This window comes from Hamadaea sp. (assembly GCF_013362815.1).
Taxonomy (GTDB): Bacteria; Actinomycetota; Actinomycetes; order Mycobacteriales; family Micromonosporaceae; genus Hamadaea.
Genome location: NZ_JABFVK010000052.1, coordinates 55476 through 72647, shown reverse-complemented (window position 1 = coordinate 72647; position 17172 = coordinate 55476). Strand labels below are relative to the sequence as shown.

Genomic DNA, 17172 nt, shown 5'->3' with positions numbered 1-17172 from the left:
AAGACCGGGTTCGACACCTTCACGCCGGGCGTACCGAAGTGCGCGGGGACTCCGGTGGCCGCACCCAGCCCGACGGCGGCCGCGACCGGCGGCGCCAGTTTCCCCGCCAAGGTGGACCTCGCCGGGCGCAAGACGAAGTCGACATCGTCCACCGAAGTCAAGACGTACGCCGCCGGCAGCAAAGTCCGGGTGGTGTGCCAGGCCTACGGCGCGTACGCGTACGGGTCCTATATCTGGGACAAGACGAGCGACAACCTCTGGGTCGCCGACTACTACCTGAAGACGGGCACCGACGGATTCCTCTCGGACATGCCGCGGTGTGACGACGACAAGCCGACCGGCGGCCCGTCCACAGGCACCGGGACCGGTTCGAACTACGGGGACTGCCGGGACGGCCACGGCCGGATCAGCGGCCCGCGCGGCTCGACCTCCGGCACCTCGGCCCAGAAGGTGGCCCGGGTGATCGCGGCGGCCAAGGCCATGACCGGCAAGGGCCTGTCCTACTCCTGGGGCGGCGGTGGCAGGGGCGGACCGTCGTGCGGGATCAGCTCCCCCAGCCCGGGTGGTCACATCGACTACAACCGCTACGGCTTCGACTGCTCCGGTTACACGCTGTACGCGTACTGGGTCGGGGCGGGCGTCGACATCGGCCCGAACACCGGCAGCCAGTGGGGTTCCGGCCGAATCCTGCCGTACAGCCAGCGCAAACCGGGCGACCTGATCTTCTGGTTCTCCGGCGGAGTGAGCGTCCACGTCGCGATCTACCTCGGCGACAACCAGATGCTGGAGGCCGCGCCGCCGCGGGGTTCCGCGAGCGTCCACCAGACCTCGGTGTACGGCTCGCACGCCTCGGTCGTCCGCGTCCTCGGCTGACCCCGGTCCGTGACCGGATGAGTGCACTGTGGATGGTCTCCGGGTTATCCACAGTGCGCTGCTCACCGGCTTGACGAAGCGCTGGAGGCTGGGCACGATGATCCCTTCCGAATGCCGGTCGGAGGGGAGGGACGCCGTGGCGCGTCAGGAGAATCCGGTCGATCCGCTCGCCGGTCCGCTCCAGTCCTTCGCGTACGACCTTCGCAAGGTCCGGATCGAGGCGGGCAACCCCACCTATCGCTCGCTGGCCAAAGCCGCCGGATACAGTCCCACGACCCTGTCCGAGGCGGCCGCCGGCCTCCGCAAACCGTCCCTGGATGTCGTCGAAGCGTACGTGGGAGCCTGCTCGGGCGACGTCGAAGCCTGGCGTCGCCGCTGGGAGCAGCTCGACCGCGATCTCGCGGGCCCCGAAGCGGAACCCGGCGCAGAGCCAGAGCCGCCCGTCGTGCCGGCACGTCGACACTGGTGGCCGCTCGCACTCGGCGGTTCGCTCGCGCTGGTCGTGGCGGCGGCCGCGATCGTGCTCACGCTCGGTGACCCCCCGCCCTCAGCCGACGCGAGCGGCTGCCCGGCCATGCCCTCGCACCGCACCTTCACCGCGGTGACTTACGGCGAAGGCGCACCGGTACGCGCAGCTGCCACGCTCACTGATCCGGTGCTCTCCACCGTCCCGAGTGGATGCACGCTCGGGTTCACCGGATTCTGCGTCGGGCAGCGTGTGCGCGACGTGACCGGAGGCACCCCCGACGTCCGGTGGTTCGTACTCCCCGACGGCAAGGTCGTCCCGTCGGCGCTGGTCCACGGCAATCCGCCGGCGGCGTTGACGCCGGTCGCCTGCGCGAAGGGGCGGCCGGTCCCGGACGGCATCGCCCTGGTGCTGACGGCCGACAACGCGAAATCGGGCGGGCTCAAGGCGACCGCGAGCGGCGGCAACCTGGAGATCGTCGGCTTCGCCGTCCGCCGCTCGACCGGCGGATGGCGGGCGCTCGGGCTGACCGAGAAGTTCAGCACCTCGATCACGGTGGCCCCCGGCGAACAAGTGGTGGTGGCCGCCGCCGCCTGTTTCGGCGGCGACGGCCCGACCGGGCTGATCGACGCGCGGCGCTTCCCGGGAGCGGCTCAATCGGCGACCCTCAGCACTTCGGAGTACGCCGCCGCGAGCAAGGCCGCGTGCGCGTACCCGTGAGCGGCGGGCTCACACCGTGAGCAGCGCCACCGCGAGCACGAGGATGCCGAGCGCCATGACGACGACCGAAGCCTGCAGCAGCGAGTGCTTCACCCAGCTGATCCGGCTGAGCCGGGTCAGCTGACGGGCGATCATCGCGAGCTCCTGATCCGCGTCGACGTCGTGCAACCGTTGCCGGAGCGTCTCGAAGTCCAAGTGCCGGACGTGTCCGAAGTAGATCAGGTTGTCCGTCGCCGACCGCCGCAGCTGCGCCCGCTGCCCGAGGATCGGCGCGACGGCGACCGCCGCCACCCCGAGTGCGAGCAGCAGCAGCCCGATGCCCAGTACGCGACCCCATCCGGTGGGACCGGGCGACATCGTCATCGTCGCGACGATGAGCGCGCCCTGAATCGCGATGAGGATCGAGGCCTTGGCGTCGGCGCGGTTGACCCAGGCCTCGTGCGCCTCGTGGACCCGCCAGGCGAAGTCGACTCGGCCATCGGACTGCGCGGGGTTCGTCACGCCGAGAGGATAGCCGGACGTCATTCCATGTACTCCCGGGGCAGGCTGACCGTCTTGAATCCCTCGACCTCGGTCGGCAGCTCCACGTTTCCCGTGCTGCTGCTCTTGATCAGCGTACGCAGCAACTCGCCGAGGAAGTTGGTGATGGCGGTGTTGCCGGCGTACGCGTCCTTGGCCAGGAACGCCATCTTGGTGGAGATCTGGCTCAGGACACCGGCGTTGGCGTCGCCGAAGCCGAAGGTCACCACATGCGGCCGCCGGCTCCAGCTGTCGTCGACGAGCTCGGCGAAGGACTCCTGCCAGTCGTCGTCGGTCGGGCCGCCGTCGGTGAGCATGAAGACGGTCGGCCGCAACACCGTCCGGCCCTGGTGCCGCAGCTCCGGCACGTCGACGTTGATCCGCTCCTTCACCATCCGGAAGGCCTCGCCGTAGTTCGTCTCGCCGCCGCAGCCGACCTCGGGGATGCTCGTCAGCCCCTGCACGTCGGTCAACGGCAGGATCAGATGCGCGCGGGTGTTGAAGCTGATGATGCTGATGTGCGCGAACTCGGCGACCCGGGGGCTGTCGGCCACCGAGTCGACGACCACTTCCAGGGTCTTGTTGAGCGAAGCGACGTGCGGGTTCATCGACCCCGACGTGTCCAGCACGATGTAGGTCGGCAGGCAGTCGGAGGCGGGCGTGGTGCCGGGGTACGTCATGGCAGACCTTTCAGTTCCAGCGGTCGAGCAGCCGCCGCCAAAAGCCCTTCTTCGGCGGAGTCCAGGCGGCGGCGTTCGGAAGGTTCCAGGATCGGGTGGTGAGCGGGCTGCGGCGGGCCTGCGTGGGTGGGGTCCGGGCCATTTGATTCGTCTTGACGGCACTGGGCGCCTGGACCGATGAGCTGCCGACCGTGACGTGGCCGCGTTGGGCCGGCGGGCCGCCGCGCGGTCGCCATTTCGTCACATTGGCTCCGTCCACAGTGCTTGATCGGTCGGGTGACGCCTGATCGAGCACGTCGGCCAGCCGGCGGAGTGGCAGACGCCGTCCGCGATCGGTGGAGGTGAGGATGTCGACGAGTACGTCGCGAGCGCCGTGCAGCCACGGATCGATCGACGACAACTCGTCGATCACCTCGTCGCGCTCGCGCATCCCGGTCAGGCACCGGGCGATGAGCAGGGCGAGCCGATACTGATCCGTGGCGGCGTCGACGCGTACGCCGATCGGCGTGAGCGGGTCCTCGAAGCCGACCGTCTGCACGTGCCCGCGTGATCCGAAGGAGCAGCTGTCGACGTCGATCACGAAGACGGTGTTGTCGTGCGGGCCCCAGAAGGTGTTGGCGTAGGACCAGTCGGCGTACACGACGCCGTTACCGGAGAGGATGGCGCCGACTGCGGCCAGCTGCCGGCAGACGGTCAGCCGATCGAGGAGGCCGGGAGCCGGGAGTCCCCGCCGGGCGATGTACTCGTCCGGCTTCGCGAGGAGGTCGACCTCGATCAGCCTCGTCTCGCCCTTGCCGGTGATCGGTGACTGCACCTCGGCTGCCATCGCCTTGGGGGCCGCCGGGATCAGTACGCCGATCGTCCGGCCACCGGACACGATCCGCGACCGGGGCCAGGAAGTCGTCGACCGCAGGCGTACGCCGTCGGCCCCGAGGTGCTCGGGCAGCCCGACGAGACGGTCGAGCGCGCCGATGTCCGGGCGGGCCAGCCGACGGGGGTTGTAGAGCTTGGCCAGCATCTCCGGATCGTCGTCGAGGGTCTGGATGCCGATGCTCTCCCCGCCCGCGTTGGGCCCGACGATGCTGGGACCGAGCGGGCCGAGGTCGGCCAGCTCGACGATCGGCGGATACCCCGTCATGGCCGTCTCACCTGCACCGGATCGATCCACAGGACGACGGCGGTCCGGTCGTCCTGCGCCGCCCGCAACTCGAAGCAGACGTCGAGCACCAGCGACATCGCGGACGACGGCGTACGCCATCGCCGAGCGAACCACGTCGCCACCGACGGGAACTTGGCGATCGGATCGCCCACCCCGTCGCTGACCAGCGCAAGCACGTCCCCAGGTGCCAGCCGGGCCAGGGCCACCCGCACCGAGCCCGGCCGGTGCGGCAGGAATCCGTCCACCCGGTTGTCGCCGCTCTCCTTGGTGTCACCGGCGATCTGCAGCCAGCCGTCATGGCGACGGCGAAACGCGGGCGAGTCGCCGACTGCGGCGACCCATGCGTCCCGGACGCCTGGTCGCGTACCCACGACGGCTACCAGCAGAGTCGTGGCGACGTCGGTCGTGGCGATCCCCCGCTGACGCGCCTGATCCGCGATCGCCCCGGCGACGTAGGTGAACAGCTCCTCCCCGTCGAGCAGGGCCGGCGCTGTGCCGTGGTCGAGCCGTTCCTTGAGGTAGGTGACCGCGGTGGTGACGGCGACGGTCGCGCCGAGGTCGGCCCGAGCCGCCGTGCCCACTCCGTCGGCCACGGCGGCGATCAGGTACTCGCCGTCGTGCGTACGCCCCAGCCGGTACGCGTCCTGGCGCGGAAGTCGTTCCTCGGCGTGCCGATGGCCGGGCCCGACAACCGACGCCGCTCGGACCTCGATCGTTCCGAGGCGCGCTTCGTCGGCGGCCACACCGGGCTGGGCGGGGCTGGTCGGCAGTTCCCAGGGCAGGCCCGTCAGCTTGGAAGGCTCGCCCAGTCTGGGCGGTGTCGGCACTACGGGGTCCGGGTCTGGGGCGGCGTCGTCGGGCTGATTAGGTCCGGCGTCCAACCCGTACACCGGAGAGGCAGCCTGTGCCCGAACGACAGCCGACGGCCGGGGCCAGTCCTGCGCGGCCGTGTCGTTCCACACGTCCGCCGGTTCGGCCGCCGTCTGCCGGTCCTTTACCGCCGCCCACGGCCGGTCCGGCCGGGTCGCGCCGGCGGACTCCGGCTGCCGGTCGGGCGTCGGCTGTCGTTCGGACGCCGGCTGCCGGTCGGCTGGCTGCCGCTCCGGTGGAACCGGGTCGCGGCGGGTCGGGGCGGGGGCCGCTCCCCGCCGCCCCGGGCTGCGTACAAGGTCGCGCGAGTCGGCGGCGAAGAACTGGAACACCGCCCGGCACGCCCGGATGAGCTGGTTCACGATGCGCTGCCCGACTGTCCCCGGGGTGCCCAGTTGGTGACGTGCGAGCCGTCGTCGGACGGGCCGGATCCGTTCGCCGGGGTGGTCGGGTCAGGCGCGGCATGCGCACCTGCAGCGGCCGGGGCAGCCTGCGCCGGTCCGGCCGGCTGCTGCGGAATCGCCGGCTGCTGCGCGTTCGGCGGCACGAGGGTGCCCGTGACGTCCGGCTGGCCGCCCGCCGTGAGCTGGGGCATCGGGTGTCCACTGAGGATCTCGTCGAGGCCGCCCGCGCCGAACCGCGTGGCGTCCTCGGAGGTCCGCAGCAGCTGCTCACGGATCACCTCGACGTCGACATCCTGCAACAAGTCGTTGTCGATCAACTGCTTCAGCAGATCGAGTCCCTGCTGACGGCTGGCCGTCCGGCTCGCCGAGATCTCCTTGAAGATGTCGTAGACGCGGTCCTTGTTGCGGGTCAGCACGAGCAGCAGCGGGCCGAGGTTGCCGCTGAGCGCGGTCTGCAATGCGTCCATCTCCTGGCGCTCCAGTACGCGTTCGCCCTGCTGCACGACCCGGGCCAGCTCGTGCTCGGCCCGGGCGACCTTGACCGCCTGGGTCGCCATGCGCGCCTTCAGACCGGCGTCGAGCGCGGCGGTGTCCCGGACGATCTGGGCGAAGAAGTGGTAGATCTGGATCCCGTCACCGATGTCGATCGGCCCCCGGTCGGTCAGCCGGTTCATCTCGGCCTGCACGGCGGCGTACTGCTCGACGTCGTAGGTGCTGCTGATCGAGACGAGCCGGGTCTGCAACCGGGACAACACCCGCTGGTAGCCGTTGACGATGTTCCGCTGCACGATCTCGACCGGGTTCACCACGCGGAAACCGAAGTTGATCTTGCCGCTGAATCGGACTTCGTCGCGCAAGCTCGTAAGCCAGGCCGACACGTCGACGCTGTTGAACTCGTGGTCGGCCAGACTCACGTCGAAGCGGACGCGGTAGCCGCGCATCCGGTGCTCCATGGCGTACAAGGCACGTCCGACCTGGACATAGGAGTTGCTCCGGGTCGCGTAGATCGCGGTCGCCCCGGCCGCGAGCGGACGGCGGCCGTCCGACTGCGGCCCGAGCTCCTCACGGAGCAGGATGAGCTGGCCCGGTGCGTGGGGGTTGGTGGTCGGGATGGACATTGCAGTCTCCGTTCGATGTGGTTTCGGGTGGTCAGCGGCCGGCGCGGAGGCGGTTGCGGACCGCCCGGGCCGCGTTCGGCGCGACCGGTGGACGCTGTTCGGAGGTGGCCTCCCAGGAGTCGGCCATGACAAGCAGGATTCGCGCGGTGCGGTCGCCCAGGGAGGCGAGCCGCGGATCGTCGGCGATAGCGGCGGCGAGCTGGCCCAAGGCGAAGCAGCGCCGGGGATCGGCGTCGACGGCGATCGCCCATTCCCGCCACACCGTGCGAGCGGCGTCGTGCACGGCGTTGCCGTTGAAGACGGTGCGCCACAACATCGCCACGGCGTCGCGGTGCCGCCGGTCGCTGTCGGCGAGCGCGAGCAGCAGCGGGCCGCCCCGGGTGACGTCACCCTCGGTGGCCACCGGCGCGTTGGTCTCGCCCGCCACTACCAGGAAGGCCAGCTGGCCGCTGCGGCGCATCGCCAGAGAGGCCCGGCCGCCGACCCAGCGCTCCAACGCCGCCAAGACCTCCGGCGCGAGGTCCGAGTCGTGATCCACGAGGTCGGCCAGGCTGCGCGCCACCGCGACGACGACCTCGTAGTCGTCATCGTCGATCAGGCTCTCCAGCTGTACCAAGGCCTGTTGCGGGTCGGTACGCCCGACGCTCGCCCCGTACGCCCGGGCGGCGGTCAGGTTGAACGCCCGGCCCGCCTCCGGCCGGGACCACGACCGGACGAGGCTCGCGACCTGAGCCCGCAGCGCGCCGGCGGCCGGACCCTCCAACGCGAAGGCCGCCGCCTCCTGCCGCGCCCAGTCGTCGTGGCCGGCCCACGGCAGGATCACCGAGTGGAGCACTTCGGTGAAGTCGTAGCGGGCCAGCAGCCCGACGGTCTGCGCAGCCCAGATGCGGATCGTGGCGTCGGGATCACCACCGGCCCGGCGGAGCCAGCCCAACAGCGACCCCCGGAGTTCGTCGAACTCGTGCCAGACGCGCGACAGCAACGCCTCGGGGTAGCGGTCGTCGACGAAGCTCACGATCTCGGTCGGTACGTCGCCGTGCATCGTCGGCACCTGGCCGATCGAGATGGCCGCCCGCAACTGCCTCAGGCGGCGCGAGCGCCCGTCCCCGAAGATGTTCCGCTGAACGGTCTGCATGTCGGTCATCACCGTCATCCCGCCGGCGATCTCGGGGCGGGAAGCGGTCTGCCGCAGGATGTCGGACTGCCGTGCGACGACGCTGTAGGACAGCCCGTGGAACGAGGCGAGGCTGACCGCCTGGTACCGCAGGTCGTCCGAGGGCAGATCGTCGAACCAGCCCTCGAAGTCGTCGTTCTCTTGTTGGGCGGCGCGTCGGCGTACCTCCGCCGCGACGGCGCCACTGGCGCGCTCCTCGGCGCACAGCCGGGCCAGCCGGGCGGCGTACGCCATTCCCTTGCCCCCGGCCGCCAGCAGCCCTCGGAGAACCTGGTCGAGGTCGGGATCGGCCAGCATGGTCCGGGCGACGTCCACCCCGACGAGAGCCTGCAGCCGGCTCTCGACCACCGCGTACGCGTCCGGCCGCTGTCCTAACGGGATAGTGCGGTTGAGGACGGCGGTGTCGGTGATGACCGCTGCGGCGTCGACGGTGAGGATCATCCGCGCGTCGACCGCCTCGAGCATCGCCTCGACGCCACCGAGCAGGACCCCGGTGAGCGAGCGGGCCTGTGCGTCAGTGACGTCGGTCAGCAGGTACCCGGCGTTGGCCGTGACGTCGTCGGGCTTGAGCCGCTGCAAGTGGTCGAAGGAGACGACGCGGAAGACTCGGCGTACGCCGCAGTCGACGAGCAGCTTCAGCGCGGTCAAGCCACGGCCGTCCCCGGTCTCCCCCTTGAGGATCGCCACGCGTACCGCCCGGACGACGCCCCGGCTGTGCGCGAGCGCGGACGGCTCGACGTAATGGTCGAGTTCGGCCAGCTCACCGGAGCCGACGGGGAGCACGGTGACGTCGGCTTCCCCTCCGATGTGGACGTTGAAGAAATCCCGCCCGGCCAGCTGGCCCCCGCCCTGTACGCCGACCGAGCCGGTGAACACCGCACCCGCCGTACGCCGCATCCGGTTGGTGAGCGTGATGGCGCCCGGCGTCTGACCACCGTCCTCGATGTCCTGCGCGACCTGCTTGAAGTCGCGGGCCTGACCGCTGCCCTCGGCTGGCGTCGGAGTCGACGGGGGCTTCGGCGGTGGTGGTGTACTCGGCTCAGTCATCGCGTGCCTCCCGCCGGCGGGTTCTCGATGAAGTCGCGACCGGCGAGCCGGCCGCCGTTGCCCACCGAGACCGAGCCGGTGAAGATCGCGCCCTCGGCCTGCATCGACGCCAGCGACGGCGACGCCGGGCCGAGCTCCTCCTGAGCCGCGTTCTCGACCGCGTCGTCGGTGATCCCAGGCGGCGTCGCATAGCCGGGCACCGAGATCCAGCCCTGCGTCTTGAGTTCCTTCATCGCGACCGGGACGGCCCGGCAAGCCTCCGGAACGAGACGCGTATGCCGCTGGGCGACGGTTGCCTGGTAAAGCTCCTCCGACAGGATCAGCGCCAGCGGCGCCCGGTCTGCGGCGGCGAGCACCGTCCTCAGCATCGGCAGGTCGAGCAGGCGGCACGTGGCGTTGATCGCGTTGCCGACCCAGCCGTTCTCGTCCGGAGTCGCCAGTCCCACGTTGATGGACAGGCGCAACCGCATCACCGGTACGCCCGGCTGCCCGGCCCGGTCGGTCAGCGCCCGGGTCAACGTCTCGGTGAAGGTGTCGACGAGCAAGACGGGCGAGCACGACGGCGGGCACAGGGCGAGCAGCGAGTCACCCCGGTCCAGGAGGACGCAGTCGTCCCAGTCCAGGCCGGTCGCCGTCAGCGCTTCCCGGGCGACGGCGTACATGGCGGTCCGCAGCTCGCGCTGCTCGGATTCGGTTCGCCGGCCGTAGCTCTCGATGTCGAAGGCCACTATGGACATGTGCAACGGGAGGTTCATGGCTCTCCTCGGGGTGAGTCTGGGCAGCCGTCAGCTGCCGAACGCAGAAGACGCTGCGCCGGTTCGAGCAAGAGGCATATGTCAGGTGACACAACCTGACGGCGAATGTCAGGGGCTTAACAGGCGGGTCAGGACGTCCATGTCCGTGATCGTGATGCTGCCCTGGTGCGTACGGATGGCTTTGAGGCGTTTGAGGGCGCGAACCGTGCGGGCGACCGACTCTCGCGAAGTCCCGGCCGCGCCCGCCAGATCCTGCTGATAGATGGAGACCGTCCGGTTCGGCCCTCGGCCGTCGTCCGGCTGCTGCCGCTGGGCCCGCTCGACCAGCACCCGGACGATTCGCTCGGTCGCCGGGTACGCGCCGAACTGCAGCCGCCACCGGTCGGATTCCCGGACTCGGCTGGTTACGATGCGTACCAGATCGCCCGAGACGTTGGCCTGGGCCATCAGGGCCTGGAACCGCGCCGCGGGGATGAAGACGGCGCTGACCGCGGTCAGGGTCGTCGCCGTGGCGGCTCGCGGACTGTCGTCGATGACGCCGAATTCGCCGAGCAGTTCGCCCGCCCCGCGGATGGCCAGCAGGCAGACATAGCCGGTCTCGGACGTCACCGTCACCTTCACCTCGCCCTCCTCGACCAGCAGGACGTGCGTCGACTCATCGCCCTCGTGGAAGATGACCCTGTTTCGGGGATAGGTGACCAGCCGTCCCGCTTGCCGCAGGTCGTGCAGCGTTTCGGGAGAGAGCGCGGCCGATTCGATCACCGGCGGCTCCCGTCCATGGCTGGCCCACGTTTCATGCCTGCCATTGTTGGAAGCCTTTCCATCCGGCGGAAGCCCTGTCCAACCTCGGAGTACCGGCTTTCGGCGCTACCGAGTGTCCGTCGTCTGTGGAGGGGTGACCATCCGGTCACCGAGCGTGCACTCTCGTGCGACCGGTTCGGCCTGGTCGGAGGCCCTCGAAAGCCACCCGCGTCGACGCCGGGGCGAAATGACCAGAATCGAAATGAGCCGGTCGGAGATCCGACCGGCTCGGGAGAAGGCTCGACTCAGGCGCGCGAACGCCGGCGAAGCACCGTGCGGGCGAGCAGCAGCGCGGCGATCACGACCAGCTGACCACCGAGCACGATCTTGTTGACGTCCACCGCCGGCCGCCAGCTGACCTGACCGTCCCGGATGACGAAGACGCCGAGCGCCCGGGACGACAGGCCGACGCCGCCGCCGCTGCCCTTGCCCTGCTCGTCCGGACCGGTGCCACCGCCGCCGCCACCTCCGCCGCGAACCTTGGCGGCAGGTAGAACGGTCACACCGTTCTCCGAGATCGGCGCACCGAAGACCTGATCGGCTCGGGCGTTGTCGAGGATTTCCCGGACGCTCTCGAGGACGGGTGCATCCGTATCCAGGGTCTGGCTCATGGTGACTCCCCTCTGTCCCCTCCACTCAACCCGCCGGGAACGCACCGGGCAGTCACAATCGCAGAAAAACATGAAAGCCGGTCGGGGTCCGACCGGCTAACTGGAGGAATGGCTCCCCGACTTGGACTCGAACCAAGAACCTGCCGGTTAACAGCCGGCTGCTCTGCCAATTGAGCTATCGGGGATCGCAGGTCAGGACGGTGAGGATCACCTCTCGCCCTGGCGACTGCACAAGAGTACACAACCCACCGGCCGCTGCGCGAGCGGGTATGTGGTGACGCGTACGTGTCTCCCCGTCGGGGGGTCGGCGCGCCGATCCGGGCGGTCAAAGGGGACAATCTTCCCAGGAAGCCGGTCCGCTCTTCCCAAGAAGGTGTATCCCGGGACAGAAACGGGCAGTGTTTCTGAAGCATGCCCACAGAGATTTTGGAGGAGGGAGCACACCAATGGGCAAGATGTGGTTCGTCGCCGGCGTCGCCGTCGGCTACGTGCTCGGCGCCCGTGCCGGGCGGGAGACCTACGACCAGATCGCGCGGACCGCGAAGCAGATCTGGGAGAACCCGACCGTCCAGGAAGCCGCAGGCGTCGTGCAGGCGCAGACGAGCCGGCTCGTGGACACCGCCCGGGACAAGGTCGGGCTGACCGCCGACAAGATCGACTCGGCGGCCGACAAGGTCGACAAAAAGCTCGCCAACTCTCAGGGCCGGCTCGCTAGCTGACTCAGCAGTGCGTCACCTGCGGATCGTCCGCTGCACGCCGGGCGGTCCGGGTCGCGCGGTCCGGCCTCGGCGCCGGGCCGCGCAGTCCGAGGTCACCCAGTTCGGCGTGGGCGAACTCGACCTCGGCCGCCGCGTCCGCGCTGAGCCGGCTCGGCGCCAACCGGTAGGCCCAGGTGGCGGTCTCCACCTCCACGTGGTCCGTGAGCGCTTCCGCGCCCCCGAACAATTCCGCCAATGCCGCGCGGGCGACCGGCAACGTCGTCGCCAGCGGCTCCGGCGGCTCAGTGTGCAAAGGCACATGCACGTGTACGCGCCAAGGCCCGGACAGGTCTCCGTCGAGTGCTTCGGGGAGATCGTCGGTTCCGCTGCCGGACGGCGTCCGCGTCGGGTGGGGGAACCGAGGTTCGGCGAAGCTCTCCAGAGCCGGCCGGGCGGCCACCGGATCCGCTACGACCAAAGCGGCCGAGAGCTGGACCTTCACCACTTGCAGGCGATGTTCCCGCAGGGTCTGCACCGCACCTTCCGGTGACTCCCACACGCACGCCAGGTGAGCCAGGTCGAGGCAGATCCCGAGGAAGGTCGGGTCGACGTCGGAGAGATGCTCGACGGCCTGCGCGCTCGTCTCGATGAGACAGCCCGGTTCGGGTTCGAAGCCGACCCGGACGAGCCGCCCGGTGTGCCAGGTGATCTCGGCGAGCCCGTCCGCGAGGTCTTCGAGGAGCCGGTCGGCCCGGTCGGCGTGCGCGGCGTCCCAGGGTTCCCGCCAGGCGACCGGCACGGTGGAAACGGAGCCGCGCTCGGCGTCGTCGGGCATCAGATCGCACAGGACGCGAGCCAGATCGAGGGTGTACTCCAATCGCTCCCGTTGCGTCCAGTCCGGGCGGTAGACCGCCCGCTTGGCCGGGCTGAGGCGGGTGCCGGGAAGCCTCATGGACGAGCCGCCAGGAGGGTAGTCAGGCGAAGAGCCGGCGTCAGCCGGCTCCGCTGCCTGGGAAACTCCGCCTCGCGGCGGGCCGTCGTGGGGCCCGGCCGGGTCCCGATAGGGAAACCCGTTGAGCGTCACCACCTCCAGCCCGCGCAGGGAGAGCTCGGACCGAAGCCGCCGCCGCATGGAGAAGGAGGCCGCCAGCGCCGACGCCACCGGCGCGGCCAGCCACAGTCCGAGGCCGAGCAAGTCGACCCCCAGCGCCTCGCGGACGGGCACGGCGTCGGAGTCCAGTTGGGCGAGGATGCTCCGGAGGTCCTTGGCCGGCCGCACGTTCGTCCCGTAGGCGAGATGGACCGTCTGGCCGTCCCGATGCTGCAAGCGCATCAGCCACCCCCAGGACCCGTCGCGAGCGGCCGGAACGCGCCTCGATGTCCACTTCGGAACGTCGAGTTCGTCCGGTCCCTAGATCTTATGCTCGCGTACGCCGGGCGCCGCTTACTGTCGGATCAACGACAGTTCCTCGTGCCAACGATGACGTTCCCGCAGGTCTCCCCTATTTGAGCAGCATCCGCTCCAGCCGACGGCCGGTGAAGTACAGCCCGACGGCCATCATCACCACGAGGTAGAGCGCGTGCACCGCCGTCCCCCAGTCGGGGTGGCCGGTGGTGAGATCCCGGACCATCTCCACCGCGTGGTAGAGCGGGGTCAGCTGGATGATCCACTGGAACACGACCGGGTAGTTCTGAATCGGGGCGAAGGTCGCCGAGAAGAGGAACAAGGCGAACTGCGCCGTCGCCATCAAGTCGAAGTCCTGCCAGCCCCGCATCAACGTCGTGAAGATCATGCCGACCGCGCCGAAGGCGAACCCGACCAGCATGGTCGCCGGGAACGCGGCCAGCGCCCAGCCGATCGTCGTCAGCTTCATGACGACCATGACGCCGAGGAACACCGCCGTGTAGACCGAGCCCCGCATCATCGCCCAGACCAGCTCACCCAGCGCGATCTCGATCGGCCGGACCGGGGTCGACAGGACGGCGTCGTAGGTCTTGGCGTACTTGAACTTGAAGAAGAAGTTGAACGTCGTCTCGGCCATCGCGCCGTTCATCGCCGAGGTCGCGAGCATCGCCGGTGCGACGAACGTCGCGTACGGCAGAACCTGGCCGTCGACCAGCGTTATGTCGCCGACCAAGGCCCCTACGCCGATGCCGATCGACAGCAGGTAGAACACCGGCTCGAAGAAGCCGGAGATCAGCACGAGCCAGTAGGACGCGCCCGAGCGCAGCGCGCCCATGTTGCGGTTGACGACCGCACCGACCCGCACCGGGGCGACGCCGGGCCGGGTGACCGCCGAGGCGACCAGTGTCGTGACCATCGCTTCAGTCCTCCAGCCGCTTGCGGAAACGCCAGTTCGCCAGGGCCACGCCGATGGCCGTCCACACGATCAGGTAGGCGACGTGAACCCACGTCGGCCACGGGGTGGGCCAGCCGAGGGTCGCCTCGCGGGACAAGACGACGCCGTGCCACAGCGGAGACGCGTACGCCAGTGGCCGGACCACCTCCGGCAGCTGATCGACCGGGAAGAACACGCCGGAGAAGAGCGTCGCCGGGATGACGCCGAATCGGAACAGCAGCGAGAAGTAGCTGTCGTCCACGATCGATGCGGCGAGCGCCGTCACCGGACCTGCCACCGAGACGGTGACGAGCGCCGCGACGGGAATGGTCGCCGGAGCCCACCACGAATGCATCGCGCCGAAGGACCCGACGATGATCAAGAACGCGATCGTGGCGATGACCCCACGGAACATCAGGTAGAGCAGGTGGCCGCCGACCATGTGCCAAGGCTCGACGGGTGCCGACCGCATCGCCTGGTAGGACCGGGTCCACTTGAACCCGCCGAGGACCGGGAAGGTCGACTCGCCGATGCCGATCTGGAAGGCGGTGGTGATCACGACGCCGGGCGCGATGTAGCTCAGATAGTCGACGCCGCCGAGGCCGCCGTTGGCGTCGACGTAGCTGCCCACGCCGACACCGATGCTCAGCACGAACAACAGGGGCAGCAGGAACGAGGAGAAGACCGAGGCCTGCCAGAGCCGCCGATAGAGGGTCAGCTCCCGCTCCAGCGTGGCCATCATCGGATGCGCCATGGTCAGTCCACCAACGTCCGGCCGGTGAGGTGCAGGAAGACGTCCTCCAAGGTGGACCGCCGCACCAGTACGCCACTGGGTGCCAGCTCGCGCCGGTGCACTTCGTTGACCGCCGCGTCGCCGTCGTCCGCATAGAGCAGGACCCGGTCGGGCAGCACGTCGGTCCGCTCCCCGATGCCGACGAGCTTGTCCCGGAAGCCTTCCAGCGGGCTCTCCCCGAACCGCAGCTCGACCACCTCGCGGGTCGAGTAGGTCTCGATGAGCGCCCGGGGCGAGCCCTCCGCCACGATCTTGCCCGCGTCCATGACGACGAGCCGGTCGCAGAGCTGCTCGGCCTCATCCATGTAGTGCGTGGTCAGCACGAGGGTCACGCCCTGCTGCTTCAGCCGGAACAGCCGCTCCCACAACAGGTGCCGCGCCTGCGGGTCGAGCCCGGTGGTCGGCTCGTCGAGCAGCACCAGCTCGGGCTCGTTGACCATGGCCCGGGCGATCGTCAGACGCCGTTTCATCCCGCCGGACAGCGGCTCGACCTTGCTCTCGGCCCGGTCGGCGAGCTGCACGAACTCCAGCAGCTCCAGCGCGCGCTGCTTGGCGGCCGCCCGGGAGATCCCGAAGTAGCGCGCGTAGGTGGTCAGGTTCTCCCGGACGGTGAGGTCGGGGTCGAGGTTGTCGAGCTGTGGGCAGACGCCGAGGCGGCTGCGGATGCGGGTGCCGTCCTTGACCGGGTCCAGGCCGAGAATGCTCAGCTCGCCGGCGGTCGGCGTCGACACGCAGCCGATCATCCGCATCGTCGAGCTCTTGCCGGCTCCGTTCGGGCCGAGGAAGCCGAAGGCCTCACCCCGGGCGACGTCGAGGTCGATGCCGTCGACCGCGGTGAAGTCACCGAAGCGTTTCACCAGGCCGCGGGCGCGAATAAGGGACTGATCAGTCACGGCCCGACCCTACTGGCCGGGTCTGACATTCGAAACCGGATTACGAACCGAACGGCTACGACCTGCCAACCTTTCGCGAATTCATCGATGACTTTCGCCCTATGCCTTGCCCTCCAAACAGATGAGTGAGAATATCGAGCATCACCGAACTCCGACCCCCAGGAGGTCACTGTGATCAACTCCAGGCCCCCCACCCGAAGGGCAGCCCTGGCGAGCGGGGTTACCGCCCTGCTCTTCGCGCTGGCCGTCGCGCCGTCGGCGCACGCCGCCCCACCGAGCCAGGTCTTCGGCCCCGATCGCGCCGAAGCACTCGCGGCCGGACTGGGCGCGCGCAGCGCCGGGGCGTACATCGACCAGACCACCGGCAAGAGCGTCGTGAGCGTCACCGACGAAGCGGCCGCCACCCAGGTACGCCGGTCCGGCGGAATCGCCCAGCTGGTCCGCCACGGTTCGGCCGACCTCGCCGGCGTCACCGCGGATCTGAACGCGACCGCGACGGTAGCCGGCACCGCGTGGGCCACCGACCCCACGACCGGTCAGGTGGTCGTCTCGATCGACCCGACCGTCACGGGCGCGGCGCTCGCGAAGATCACGTCGGCGGTCGCTCGCCACGGCGACGCCGTACGCGTCGAGTACCTGTCCGGCGCGTTGCACAAGACGATCGCGGGCGGGCAGGCCATCTACGGCGGCCAGTACCGCTGCTCGCTCGGCTTCAACGTGCAGGACTCGGCGGGGAACTACTACTTCCTCACCGCCGGGCACTGCACCAACATCGCCAGCAGCTGGTACGCCAACTCGTCGCACACGACGCTGCTCGGCACCAGGACCGGCACCAGCTTCCCGGGCAACGACTACGGCATCGTGCGCTACTCGACGAGCTACACCAGCCACCCCGGTTCGGTGTACCTCTACAGCGGCAGCCAGGACATCGCCTCGGCGGCCACGCCGAGCGTAGGCCAGACTGTCCGGCGTAGTGGCAGCACGACCGGCGTACACAGCGGATCGGTGACGGCGCTCAACGCGACCGTCAACTACGCCGAAGGCACCGTCTACGGCCTGATCCGGACGACGGTCTGCGCCGAGGGCGGCGACAGCGGCGGCTCGCTCTTCTACGGCACGACCGCCTACGGCCTCACCTCCGGCGGCAGCGGCAACTGCACCTCGGGCGGGACGACGTTCTTCCAGCCCGTGACCGAGCCGCTCTCGGTGTACGGCGTCCACGTCTACTGAGCCTCACACCCAACGTCCCCCG

Annotated in this window: 17 protein-coding genes and 1 tRNA gene; 4 read left to right on the top strand and 14 right to left on the bottom strand. The window is 69.7% G+C overall.

The features are described from left to right. A partial coding sequence (locus HOV77_RS24035) for an NlpC/P60 family protein (protein WP_290865303.1) occupies window positions 1–873 on the top strand: 873 nt, incomplete at its 5' end. A 136-nt stretch (window positions 874–1009) separates the two neighbouring features. Then, window positions 1010–2059 (top strand): helix-turn-helix transcriptional regulator, encoded by a 1050-nt coding sequence (locus HOV77_RS24030; protein ID WP_290865301.1) that lies wholly within the window; start codon window positions 1010–1012, stop codon window positions 2057–2059. Window positions 2060–2068: 9 nt separating this feature from the next. On the opposite strand, the gene HOV77_RS24025 is transcribed toward HOV77_RS24030, so the two are convergent. From HOV77_RS24025 to HOV77_RS23980, 10 genes are all read right to left on the bottom strand, one after another. Then, a complete protein-coding gene (locus tag HOV77_RS24025; protein WP_290865299.1) occupies window positions 2069–2560 on the bottom strand; it encodes a Pycsar system effector family protein in 492 nt (163 codons plus the stop codon). 20 nt (window positions 2561–2580) lie between these two features. Beyond that, window positions 2581–3258, bottom strand: coding sequence for a VWA domain-containing protein (locus HOV77_RS24020; protein WP_290865297.1), 678 nt, complete (start codon window positions 3256–3258; stop codon window positions 2581–2583). 10 nt (window positions 3259–3268) lie between these two features. After that, window positions 3269–4396 carry a hypothetical protein gene (locus tag HOV77_RS24015; RefSeq protein ID WP_290865296.1) on the bottom strand — a complete coding sequence of 376 codons (1128 nt, stop codon included), beginning with the start codon at window positions 4394–4396 and terminating at the stop codon, window positions 3269–3271. Then, window positions 4393–5649, bottom strand: coding sequence for a protein phosphatase 2C domain-containing protein (locus HOV77_RS24010; RefSeq protein WP_290865294.1), 1257 nt, complete (start codon window positions 5647–5649; stop codon window positions 4393–4395). The genes HOV77_RS24015 and HOV77_RS24010 overlap by 4 nt, the downstream gene beginning before the upstream one ends. Then, complete coding sequence (locus tag HOV77_RS24005) at window positions 5646–6809, bottom strand: hypothetical protein (protein WP_290865292.1); 1164 nt, start codon at window positions 6807–6809, stop codon at window positions 5646–5648. The genes HOV77_RS24010 and HOV77_RS24005 overlap by 4 nt, the downstream gene beginning before the upstream one ends. Before the next feature lie 31 nt (window positions 6810–6840). After that, entirely contained in the window at window positions 6841–9030 is a 2190-nt protein-coding gene (locus HOV77_RS24000) for a hypothetical protein (protein WP_290865290.1), read from the bottom strand. Then, window positions 9027–9785, bottom strand: coding sequence for a hypothetical protein (locus tag HOV77_RS23995; protein WP_290865288.1), 759 nt, complete (start codon window positions 9783–9785; stop codon window positions 9027–9029). The genes HOV77_RS24000 and HOV77_RS23995 overlap by 4 nt, the downstream gene beginning before the upstream one ends. 108 nt (window positions 9786–9893) lie before the next feature. Beyond that, the gene (locus tag HOV77_RS23990) at window positions 9894–10547 is read right to left on the bottom strand and encodes a Crp/Fnr family transcriptional regulator (protein ID WP_290865286.1); all 654 of its coding nucleotides are present in this window, start codon (window positions 10545–10547) and stop codon (window positions 9894–9896) included. A 284-nt stretch (window positions 10548–10831) separates the two neighbouring features. Next, window positions 10832–11197: a spore germination protein GerW family protein gene (locus HOV77_RS23985; protein WP_290865284.1), complete on the bottom strand. Its 366-nt coding sequence runs from the start codon at window positions 11195–11197 to the stop codon at window positions 10832–10834. A 109-nt stretch (window positions 11198–11306) separates the two neighbouring features. After that, window positions 11307–11382: transfer RNA gene (locus tag HOV77_RS23980), tRNA-Asn, on the bottom strand. Window positions 11383–11643: 261 nt separating this feature from the next. Between HOV77_RS23980 and HOV77_RS23975 the strand changes: the two genes are divergently transcribed. Beyond that, complete coding sequence (locus HOV77_RS23975; RefSeq protein ID WP_290865282.1) at window positions 11644–11916, top strand: YtxH domain-containing protein; 273 nt, start codon at window positions 11644–11646, stop codon at window positions 11914–11916. Window position 11917: 1 nt separating this feature from the next. On the opposite strand, the gene HOV77_RS23970 is transcribed toward HOV77_RS23975, so the two are convergent. The 4 genes from HOV77_RS23970 to HOV77_RS23955 all read right to left on the bottom strand — a co-directional run bounded on the left by HOV77_RS23970 (window position 11918) and on the right by HOV77_RS23955 (window position 15920). After that, complete coding sequence (locus HOV77_RS23970) at window positions 11918–13228, bottom strand: TIM barrel protein (RefSeq protein WP_290865280.1); 1311 nt, start codon at window positions 13226–13228, stop codon at window positions 11918–11920. 169 nt (window positions 13229–13397) lie between these two features. Beyond that, window positions 13398–14216: an ABC transporter permease gene (locus HOV77_RS23965; protein WP_290865278.1), complete on the bottom strand. Its 819-nt coding sequence runs from the start codon at window positions 14214–14216 to the stop codon at window positions 13398–13400. A 4-nt stretch (window positions 14217–14220) separates the two neighbouring features. After that, on the bottom strand, window positions 14221–14988 hold the full coding sequence (locus tag HOV77_RS23960; protein ID WP_290865276.1) for an ABC transporter permease: 768 nt from the start codon (window positions 14986–14988) through the stop codon (window positions 14221–14223). A 2-nt stretch (window positions 14989–14990) separates the two neighbouring features. Next, on the bottom strand, window positions 14991–15920 hold the full coding sequence (locus HOV77_RS23955; protein ID WP_290865274.1) for an ATP-binding cassette domain-containing protein: 930 nt from the start codon (window positions 15918–15920) through the stop codon (window positions 14991–14993). Between the two features lie 240 nt (window positions 15921–16160). Between HOV77_RS23955 and HOV77_RS23950 the strand changes: the two genes are divergently transcribed. Further along, window positions 16161–17150, top strand: a complete 990-nt coding sequence (locus tag HOV77_RS23950; protein ID WP_290865309.1) for a S1 family peptidase — start codon at window positions 16161–16163, stop codon at window positions 17148–17150. The last annotated feature ends 22 nt before the right edge of the window (window positions 17151–17172 follow it).

Excerpts from the sequence above, each read along its gene's own strand:
- HOV77_RS23965 (WP_290865278.1), bottom strand. The coding sequence starts at position 14,216 with ATGGTCACGACACTGGTCGCCTCGGCGGTCACCCGGCCCGGCGTCGCC.
- HOV77_RS23970 (WP_290865280.1), bottom strand. The coding sequence starts at position 13,228 with ATGCGCTTGCAGCATCGGGACGGCCAGACGGTCCATCTCGCCTACGGG.
- HOV77_RS24000 (WP_290865290.1), bottom strand. The coding sequence starts at position 9,030 with ATGACTGAGCCGAGTACACCACCACCGCCGAAGCCCCCGTCGACTCCG.
- HOV77_RS24020 (WP_290865297.1), bottom strand. The coding sequence starts at position 3,258 with ATGACGTACCCCGGCACCACGCCCGCCTCCGACTGCCTGCCGACCTAC.
- HOV77_RS23960 (WP_290865276.1), bottom strand. The coding sequence starts at position 14,988 with ATGGCGCATCCGATGATGGCCACGCTGGAGCGGGAGCTGACCCTCTAT.
- HOV77_RS23975 (WP_290865282.1), top strand. The coding sequence starts at position 11,644 with ATGGGCAAGATGTGGTTCGTCGCCGGCGTCGCCGTCGGCTACGTGCTC.
- HOV77_RS23985 (WP_290865284.1), bottom strand. The coding sequence starts at position 11,197 with ATGAGCCAGACCCTGGATACGGATGCACCCGTCCTCGAGAGCGTCCGG.
- HOV77_RS23995 (WP_290865288.1), bottom strand. The coding sequence starts at position 9,785 with ATGAACCTCCCGTTGCACATGTCCATAGTGGCCTTCGACATCGAGAGC.
- HOV77_RS24005 (WP_290865292.1), bottom strand. The coding sequence starts at position 6,809 with ATGTCCATCCCGACCACCAACCCCCACGCACCGGGCCAGCTCATCCTG.
- HOV77_RS24015 (WP_290865296.1), bottom strand. The coding sequence starts at position 4,396 with ATGACGGGGTATCCGCCGATCGTCGAGCTGGCCGACCTCGGCCCGCTC.